The sequence below is a fragment of the Aeromonas sp. QDB30 genome (assembly GCF_027707645.1).
Classification (GTDB): Bacteria; Pseudomonadota; Gammaproteobacteria; order Enterobacterales; family Aeromonadaceae; genus Aeromonas; species Aeromonas caviae.
Genome location: NZ_JAPCIY010000048.1, coordinates 1 through 8160 on the forward strand (window position 1 = coordinate 1; position 8160 = coordinate 8160).

Below are 8160 nucleotides of genomic sequence, written 5' to 3' on the forward strand. Positions count from 1 at the left end.
ATGGATTTAGGGACTCAGAATACTTTTTTCTGAAAATCAAGGCGGCCTTCCCCGGAAAGCCGCGATGAACCTTTTTTCATGGGGGCGAGGCGGGCAGAACGCGGGGAGGGAAGGGGGCAGGGCGCCGCCCGGCAAGCCTTGCCGCCAGGAGGGCGCGCCGTTACAATCAGCCCCCTTTTGTCCCGCCACAGGCACCGTCAGAGCCGCGTTCCATGAAGCCCATCCCCGATCACGCCGTCAACCGCCTGCGCATCTGGCGCAAGAGCGTCTCGACCCGACCCTTTCTTGCCCGTGGCGGCAGCGTGCCACGCTGCGATGCCTGCCAGCTGCGCCACGACTGGTGTGCCTGCGACTGGCGCCCGGCGCTCAAGGCCGAGGCCGGTTTCTGCCTCATGATGTATGACAGCGAGCCCATGAAGCCCTCCAACACCGGGCGCCTCATCGCCGACGTGCTGCCGGACTCCACCTGGGCCTTTCTCTGGTCGCGTACCGAACCCCATCCCGAGCTGCTGGCCCTGCTGGCGGATCCCGCCTGGCAGCCCTACGTGGTCTTTCCCGCCTGCGAGAAAGCGCCCGACCGCCTGACCGGCGAGGTGGTACTGGCCCCGGGCAAGAAGCCGCTGTTCATCCTGCTGGACGGCACCTGGCCCGAGGCGCGCAAGATGTTCAACAAGAGTCCCTATCTGGACAGCTTCCCGGTACTCGCCATCAAGCCGGATGCACTCTCTACCTACGGCATGCGCGTCGCCCACAGCGACGAGCACCTGTGCACCGCCGAGGTGGCCGCCTGCGTGCTGGAAGTGGCCGGGGAGCTACGGGCGGGGCAGGCGCTGCAGCTCTGGTTCAATCTCTTTAGCCGCCGCTACATGGCTGGCCGGGTGAGCCGTGCGCCCGGTGCGGATGAAGCGCCCCTGCTGGAGGGACTGGAGACCATCAAGGGCCAGAGCCGCGCTCTGGATTAATCCTCATCAGCAGCCGCTACATGGCTGGCCGGGTTAGCCGTGCACCCGGTGCTGATGAAGGGCCCCTGCTGGAGGGGCTGGAGGCCATCAAGGGCCAGAGCCGCGCTCTGGATTAATCCTCATCAGCAGCCGCTACATGGCTGGCCGGGTAAGCCGTGCGCCCGGTGCGGATGAAGCGCCCCTGCTACAGAGGCTGGCGGTTATCAAGGCGCAGGCCCTCTCGCGGGCTGATTGATGAAAATAAGGAATTAGTTGGCTGCCATTGTTTCGTTGGCTTCATGAGCCCGCCCTCGCTAGGATAGCGACCTGTTGACTCCTTCAGGCTCCAGGCCATGCCGGGCGCCGCCAATCACACGAGGTCTATGGATGGAACTGGAACTGCTCACCCTGGTCGCCCTGTTCGGGGTGGCCCTCATCGCCGGCTTTATCGATGCCATCGCCGGGGGCGGGGGACTCTTGACGGTGCCGGCCCTGCTGGCCACCGGCATGCCGCCGGCCCTGGTGCTTGGCACCAACAAGTTGCAGAGCAGTTTCGGTTCCTTCTCCGCCACCTGGTTTTATGCCCGCAAGGGGCTCCTTGAGTGGGCCATCATCTGGCCGGCGGTCATCTGCACCTTCATCGGGGCGGCCATCGGCACTCTGGCGGTGCAGACCATCGATGCCGCCATCCTGGAGCGGCTGCTCCCCTTCCTGCTGATGGCGTTTGCCTGCTACTTCTACTTCTCCCCCAGGGTGAGCGATGCGGAGAGCCAGCGTCGCCTCACTCCCATGGCGTTCGCCCTGCTGGTGGGCGGGGGCGTGGGCTTTTATGACGGCTTCTTCGGGCCGGGCACGGGGTCGTTTTTTGCCATCGGTTTCGTGGCCCTGGCGGGCTTTGGCATGGCGCGGGCCACCGCCCACACCAAGCTGCTCAACTTCACTTCCAACATCGCTTCCCTGCTCTTCTTCACCCTGGGGGGCAAGGTGGTGTGGAGCGTGGGGCTGTGCATGGCGCTGGGGCAGTTCATCGGGGCGCGCATGGGCTCCAAGCTGGTACTCAAGAAAGGGGTGAAGCTCATCAAGCCGCTGCTGGTGACCGTCTCCCTGGTGATGTCCGCCAAGCTGGTGTGGAGCCAGTACCCCGAGCTTTTTGCCTGGCTGGGCTGAGCCGGTACCCCCCATGACGAGGGCCCGATCGCAGATCGGGCCCTCTTGCGTTTCAGCCCTGTGCCGTCAGTTGCCGGAAATGGGCTTGCAGCGCCTGCACCAGGCGGGCAATGCGATCGCGCTTGAGGCTGTTTGGCCGATAGACCAGGTGGAGCGGGCGGCCCAGTCCCGGCAGGGGGCGTGCCTGTGTCCCCTGCTCACCCACCAGCGCCAGCAGGCCAGCGGGCAGGAGCACGGGGCCAATGCCTGCCTTGGCCAGCTCGATCAGCGCCAGGTAGGAATCGAGCTCCATGGCGGGGATAAGCCCGAGGGCGGCCAGGGGCTCGCGCAGATAGCGGTTGGAGGGGTTCTCCAGATCCATGGTCAGGATATTGCGCACCTTGCCCTGCATCCCCTTACTCACGTCGCCTTCAGTCAGTTGCTTGCTGGTCACAGTTTCTTGCAAGGCGCTCTGGTGATCCGGCTGCGCCGCCTCATCCAGAGCGTCCCCCACCAGATAGAAGGGCTCCTCCAGCAGCCGTTCGGCACACAGCCCATGGCCCGGCGGCAGGCGACCGGCGCAGATCCCGAGCAGGGCATCCCCGCCGCGCACCCGGGCCAGAATGACCGGGGTGTGGTGGGTAGAGAGGGCAATGTGGGGATCCCGTTCAAGGTAGGCGTGCATGAAGCGGGCGAGGTAGCCCGCCAGCAGGGTTTCGGAGCAGGCGATGGACAGAGGGGTCTGATCCGTGAGGATCTGGCTGTCCGCCAGCACCCCCTTCATTTCGGCGAGGCTCGGGGCTACCCGGGCGAGCAGTTCACGGGCCTGGGGAGTGAGGCGGATATGACGGCCATCCGGCTCGATGAGCTTCTTGCCAAGGCGCTGCTCCAGCTGGGCGATGCGCTTGCTGACCGCCGACTGACTGATATAGAGGCGGCTTGCAACCTTGGCCATGGTGCCCTCGCTTGCCAGCAGGCAGAGTGTCTCCAGCCCTTCCAGTAACATGCGTCCTCCCTCCTCGTGTGTTGGACGCGGTTACCTTAGGGGCTGGTGGCATCAGGGGCAAGTACCGTTTGCGGCCCTTGATAGCGGCCAGCGCCACGCCTTGACGGGGGGCGCGAAGATCACCAGGTTGCCGATGAGGCTCACCACCACGCCGACGATGGAGACCGTCTGCCAGACAAAGCCTTCATAGAAGGTGGAGAGGGTGAGGGCCACCAGGGGGAAGAGCACGGTGGCGTAGGCCGCCTTGCTGGCACCGATGCGTCCCACCAGGGTGAGGTAGGCGGTGAAGGCGATGACGGAGCCGAAGATGGCCAGATAGACCATGGCGGCGAGGTAGCGCGGGTCGGTGGGCAGGGTGAGTGACTGACCGAGTACCGTGACCCAGCCCAGCAGCAGCGCCACGCCGTAGACCATGCCCCAGGGTACCATCTGCAATACGTGATAGCCCTGGCGCTGTCCCCGGGCGGAGACCAGGTTGCCCAGGGAGAAGCAGAGGGTGCCGGCGCAGGCAAAGAGCAAGCCCTTCCAGCCGTTTGCACCCAGTTGTGCATCCGCCAGCACCGGCCAGAAGAGCAGCAGGGTGCCAAGCAGCCCCAGCAACGATCCTTGCAGCCAGCGCAGGCCCGGTCGTTTACCCTCGAACAGCCAGAGATTGAGGCCGTTGAAGATGCTGGCGCTGGCGAAAATCACCGCCGACAGGCCGCTCGGGATATAGAGGGTGGCGTGGTAGAAACAGAGGAAGTTGGTGGAAAAGAGCAACGCGCCGAGCAGGGCAGCATAACGCTGGCCCGCCCAGGGCAGGCGCGGAAACTTGCCGCTCACCGTGAGCAGGGCGAACAGGGCCAGGGCCGCCAGGGCGAAACGATAGAGCACCGAGACCTCGATGGGGATGGGGCCGAGCTGCCAGGCGATGGCAATCCAGGTGCTGCCCCAGATGAGGACGGTGGAAACATAGAGCATCAGATTCATGGTGTGATCCCATCAAGAGAAGATGATGTGATCAGCATGAACCGTGAGGCGGGGTGCCGGCTTGCACCATCTTGCGGTTTTTTCAACGGAGGCGCAGCCTTTGACCATGAGGCGCGATAAGATGGCGACAGGAAAGGGGCGGCAAGTGCCAGAGAGGGACGCAAGCGTGCAGCATGCCATGCAGCAGACAAGACAGGCAGGGGTCTTTGATGCCCTGGTGAGCACCGGTGCCAGGCTGGAGGACTCCTGCTGGCTGGAGCCCGGACTCGGGGTGGCGAGCTGGTGCAACCGCTACGATCAGACCCGCTACCACAAGCCGGGCAACCACACCATCAGCGTCTACCTGCAGGGGGGCGAGCAGACCGAGCGGCTGGACGGCCCCGGTGGCCATGGCGGTGCCGGCAAGGTGTGCATCATGCCGGATCACCACAGGTCCGAGTGGCTGGTGCGCGAGGAGTTTCGCTTCTTCCACCTCTACTTCACCCCCGCCCACTTCACCCGTATCGCCGAGCAGGCGTGTGACAAGGAGGGGCGTCATCTGCAACTGGAAGACAAGACCTTCATCGACGATCCCCAGGCGGCGGCCCTGGTGCAGGGGCAATTGATGAAGCTGGACTGGCAGCACGGCATCGATCGCATGGCGCTCTCCCATGGTGCCTGGATGCTGATGCTGCACGCCTATCGCCATCACACCCGCGAGGCCCCGGCGCTGCCGGAAGTGCGCGGCGGCCTGGCCCCGGCCGTGGTGCGCCGGGTGCAGGAGTATCTGCAGGCTCACCTGGCCGAGCCGGTCACCCTGGGAGAGCTCGCCCGGGAGGCGGGTCTGAGCGAATACCACTTCGCCCGTATGTTCGGGCAGAGCCTGGGCTGTCCGCCCCACCGCTACCTGCTCGGGCTGCGGCTCAAGCGGGCCAAGCAGTTGCTGGCGGGAAGCGAGCCTCTGGCCAGCATCGCCGCCCAGTGCGGCTTCTCCTCCCAGGCCCATTTTGGTAACCGTTTTCGGGAGGCGTTCGGCCTGAGCCCGGGCCAGTGGCGAGCCCAGTTGTCATTCTCCTGTCACAGATAACCCTGAGACTCTGGGCAAAAGAGGTGTACCCTCTGTCTCTTGTCCATTGAAAGGAATGCCCATTGAATCATCGCAAACGTCAGACTCGTACTCGCCATCTCTGGTTCAACCACTGGAATGCCCCCCTCTATCGCGCCACCCAGCCGACGCCGCCCGAACCGCTCGTTCCTCACAGTTCCCGCTGAAAACGCCGTAACCCGATAGGATTTTTCCGGCAACTTTGCCACTATTGCGCCATCAGGATGGACTGGATATGGCCGCATGTTTCTGGAACGCATTGAAGTCAAAGGTTTTCGCGGAATAAATCGCCTCTCCCTCGGGCTGGACAACACCACTGTGCTCATCGGCGAAAACGCCTGGGGCAAATCCAGCCTGCTGCGGGCCCTCTGGTGCCTGCTGGGGGATGCCGAGCCCTATCAATTTGGTCAGGATGATTTTCACCGGCCCGAAGATCCCGAGCTCGAACCCTCGCGCACGCTGCAACTGGTGCTCACCTTCAGCGAGTATCGTCCCCAGATGTGCCAGCACTCCCGCCGTCTGGCCCGCCTCGGGGCGGCCTGGATCCCCCACAAGGACAAGTTCCACCGGGTGCATTATCGTGCCAGTGCCGAGTTGCAGGACGATGGCAGCGTGCTCACCACCCACGACTTTCTCGACGGCATCGGCAAGAGCCTGACCATCGACAACAACGAGGCGCTGGTGCGTCTGCTCATCACCATGAATCCGGTGTTCAGGCTGCGGGATGCCCGTACCGCCAGGGATGGTATCGAGCGGCTGCCCTGGGGGGATCTGTGCGAGCAGCGGCTGGACGAGCTGGCCGGCAAGCTCACCGATGAGCCCCAGCGCATCGGCGAGCCAGAACTCAAGGAGGCGCTGCAGGCGGTGCAGCAGTTGATGGAGCACTACTTCAGCGCCCTGGCGCCCATCAAGCACAAGCCTCGCAGCCAGCGGGATATCGTCAATCGCCCCATGACCCTGCGCAATCCCGGCAACCTGCAGGTGCTGCTGCGCAATGCGGACAACCGGGCGCTGCAACTGGCCATGGCGGGCATGGCGGCCATGCTGCTCCACGCCCGGGGCAACCGGGAGCTGGAGGAGGGGGCCAGACCCATACTGATGCTGGAAGACCCCGAGAGTCGCCTGCATCCCACCATGCTGGCCCTGGCCTGGGGTCTGCTGGAGCAGTTGCCCGGCCAGAAGCTGCTCACCACCAACTCGGGGGACCTGCTCTCCTCCTTGCCCCTCAATCAGGTGCGCCGTCTGGTGCGCCGCCAGCAGGACATCCTCTGCCATCAGTTGGGAGGGGAGCGCTACAGCAGCGACGATCTGCGCAAGATTGCCTTCCATGTGCGCATCAACAGGCCCATGTCGATGTTTGCCCGCTGCTGGCTGCTGGTGGAAGGGGAGACCGAGATCTGGCTGCTCTCGGAGCTGGCCCAGATCTGCGGCTACAGCCTGCGGGCGGAGGGGGTGCGCATCATCGAGTTCGCCCAGTGCGGCCAGGCCCCCCTCATCAAGGTGGCCCGGGACTTTGGCATAGAGTGGCACCTGCTCACCGACGGTGACGAGGCGGGCGCCAAGTATGCAAGCTCCGCCCGCTCCCTGCTCAAGGGGGAGCGCGAGCGGGATCGGCTGACCCAGTTGCCGGCGGCAGACATAGAGCACTACCTCTACCAGAACGGGTTCGAGGGGGTGTTCCGGCGTGAGGCGGGGGTCGGGGGGCGCTCCACCCTCAACGCCGGGCGCATCATCGCCAAGGCGATCCACCATCGCAGCAAGCCAGGCATGGCCCTGGCGGTGGTGGAGGAGGCGGAGCGCCTCGGCAGCGAGCACATTCCCCCTGTGCTCAAGCAGATGTTTGCCCGGGTGGTTGCCCTTGCCCGGGGACAAAGCTGACCGGCGACGTTGGGAAGACGGAGGGAGTTTGGATATACTCCCTGCCTCTTGTCCTTCCTTACCCTGTGATGGGTGCACCCGCACCCGGACTGCTGCCGGAGACCCTATGTTCGTCCAACTTCCTTTTTGGCTCTTTCCCCTGACCGGTCTGATGGCCCTGGGGGCCCTGATCGCTGTGGGGCTCGTCCTGTGGCGCGGGGATCTCTGCCCGGGCCAGCGCTCGCGGATCACTACCCAGCTCTTCTCGGTCTGGGTGATCACCGGGCTCTCCCTGATGCTGGCGGTGGAGGCCAAGGTTGCGGGCTGGCTCATCTGGAGCGGGGGGGCCGCCCTGGTGCTCGGTATCGTGCTCTCCCTGGTCCAGTCTCGCCTGGAGGGCAAGCGCGCCATCCCCGCCACCCTGCTATGGTTGCCCGCCATGCCGCTCGCCCTCTACGGGCTGGGTCTGATGCAGATCCAGGGCTGGCTCGGCGGCCTGCTGCAGATGGTGCTGCTGGGGTCGGCCTTTGCCCACCTGATGCTGCTACGTGCCCGCCACCGCCTGCAAGCCTTCAATCTGCTGCTGCCCCTGGCGGGGCTGGTCTCCGCCATCCTGAGTCTTATCTGGCTGGCGGTGCTGGTGGGTTGGCAGGGGAGCAGCGCAGGGCTCGACCCGCTGATCCCCGGGGTAGTGACCCAGGCCGGCCTGCTGGTCGCAGCCCTGCTGCTCTGGTTCAGCCCCATCTACCGTCAGCAGGAGACGGCCCCCGTGGTGGTCTCCGTGACCCTGTGCGGCCTCATCATCGCCCAGATTGCGGCGACCAGCGTGTTGCACCAGCTGGCCTGATCCCGGCGCATCCTCCCGCCCGCACCTTGTTGTGCGGGCTTTTTTTATGGCAAAGAGGGGCAAGTCGGGGGGAGCGCGGGGAGGGGCCTGAGGGGCGAGAGATCGCTAGCTGCCTGAAAAAACTGCGATTTGTTGCAAAAGAGCGCAGTATGTGACGGTTTAATCCCCGAATAAACTTTTTTTAGGATATTTACTTGCAATCTCAGCGTTGGCGCCTATTATGGGCGACCTCGGACGCGGGGTGGAGCAGCTCGGTAGCTCGTCGGGCTCATAACCCGAAGGTCGTCGGTTCAAATCCGGCCCCCGCAAC

Annotated in this window: 8 protein-coding genes, 1 tRNA gene and 1 pseudogene; 8 read left to right on the plus strand and 2 right to left on the minus strand. The window is 64.8% G+C overall.

Features of this window, described 5'->3' with window-relative positions; genetic code table 11:
• Positions 1-212 precede the first annotated feature (212 nt).
• The 3 genes and pseudogenes from PG896_RS14230 to PG896_RS14240 all read left to right on the plus strand — a co-directional run bounded on the left by PG896_RS14230 (position 213) and on the right by PG896_RS14240 (position 2108).
• Positions 213-962: a tRNA-uridine aminocarboxypropyltransferase gene (locus tag PG896_RS14230; protein ID WP_114523016.1), complete on the plus strand. Its 750-nt coding sequence runs from the start codon at positions 213-215 to the stop codon at positions 960-962.
• Positions 963-964: 2 nt separating this feature from the next.
• Positions 965-1078, plus strand: a pseudogene (locus tag PG896_RS21200) (DTW domain-containing protein); the annotation flags it as partial.
• Between the two features lie 250 nt (positions 1079-1328).
• Positions 1329-2108: a TSUP family transporter gene (locus PG896_RS14240; RefSeq protein ID WP_010674863.1), complete on the plus strand. Its 780-nt coding sequence runs from the start codon at positions 1329-1331 to the stop codon at positions 2106-2108.
• A gap of 52 nt (positions 2109-2160) precedes the next feature.
• Here the strand turns inward: PG896_RS14240 and PG896_RS14245 are convergent, their stop codons facing one another.
• Both PG896_RS14245 and PG896_RS14250 read right to left on the minus strand, forming a co-directional pair.
• On the minus strand, positions 2161-3093 hold the full coding sequence (locus PG896_RS14245) for a LysR family transcriptional regulator (protein ID WP_201972400.1): 933 nt from the start codon (positions 3091-3093) through the stop codon (positions 2161-2163).
• A gap of 51 nt (positions 3094-3144) precedes the next feature.
• Entirely contained in the window at positions 3145-4062 is a 918-nt protein-coding gene (locus tag PG896_RS14250; RefSeq protein ID WP_041215090.1) for a DMT family transporter, read from the minus strand.
• 178 nt (positions 4063-4240) lie between these two features.
• Here PG896_RS14250 and PG896_RS14255 point away from each other — a divergent pair, with 178 nt between their 5' ends.
• From PG896_RS14255 to PG896_RS14275, 5 genes are all read left to right on the plus strand, one after another.
• Positions 4241-5128, plus strand: coding sequence for a helix-turn-helix domain-containing protein (locus PG896_RS14255; RefSeq protein WP_042016580.1), 888 nt, complete (start codon positions 4241-4243; stop codon positions 5126-5128).
• Positions 5129-5190: 62 nt separating this feature from the next.
• A complete protein-coding gene (locus tag PG896_RS14260) occupies positions 5191-5313 on the plus strand; it encodes a hypothetical protein (protein WP_256094327.1) in 123 nt (40 codons plus the stop codon).
• Between the two features lie 76 nt (positions 5314-5389).
• Entirely contained in the window at positions 5390-7024 is a 1635-nt protein-coding gene (locus tag PG896_RS14265) for an ATP-dependent endonuclease (RefSeq protein WP_010674859.1), read from the plus strand.
• A gap of 106 nt (positions 7025-7130) precedes the next feature.
• On the plus strand, positions 7131-7850 hold the full coding sequence (locus PG896_RS14270) for a hypothetical protein (RefSeq protein WP_010674858.1): 720 nt from the start codon (positions 7131-7133) through the stop codon (positions 7848-7850).
• A 235-nt stretch (positions 7851-8085) separates the two neighbouring features.
• Positions 8086-8159: transfer RNA gene (locus PG896_RS14275), tRNA-Met, on the plus strand.
• The last annotated feature ends 1 nt before the right edge of the window (position 8160 follow it).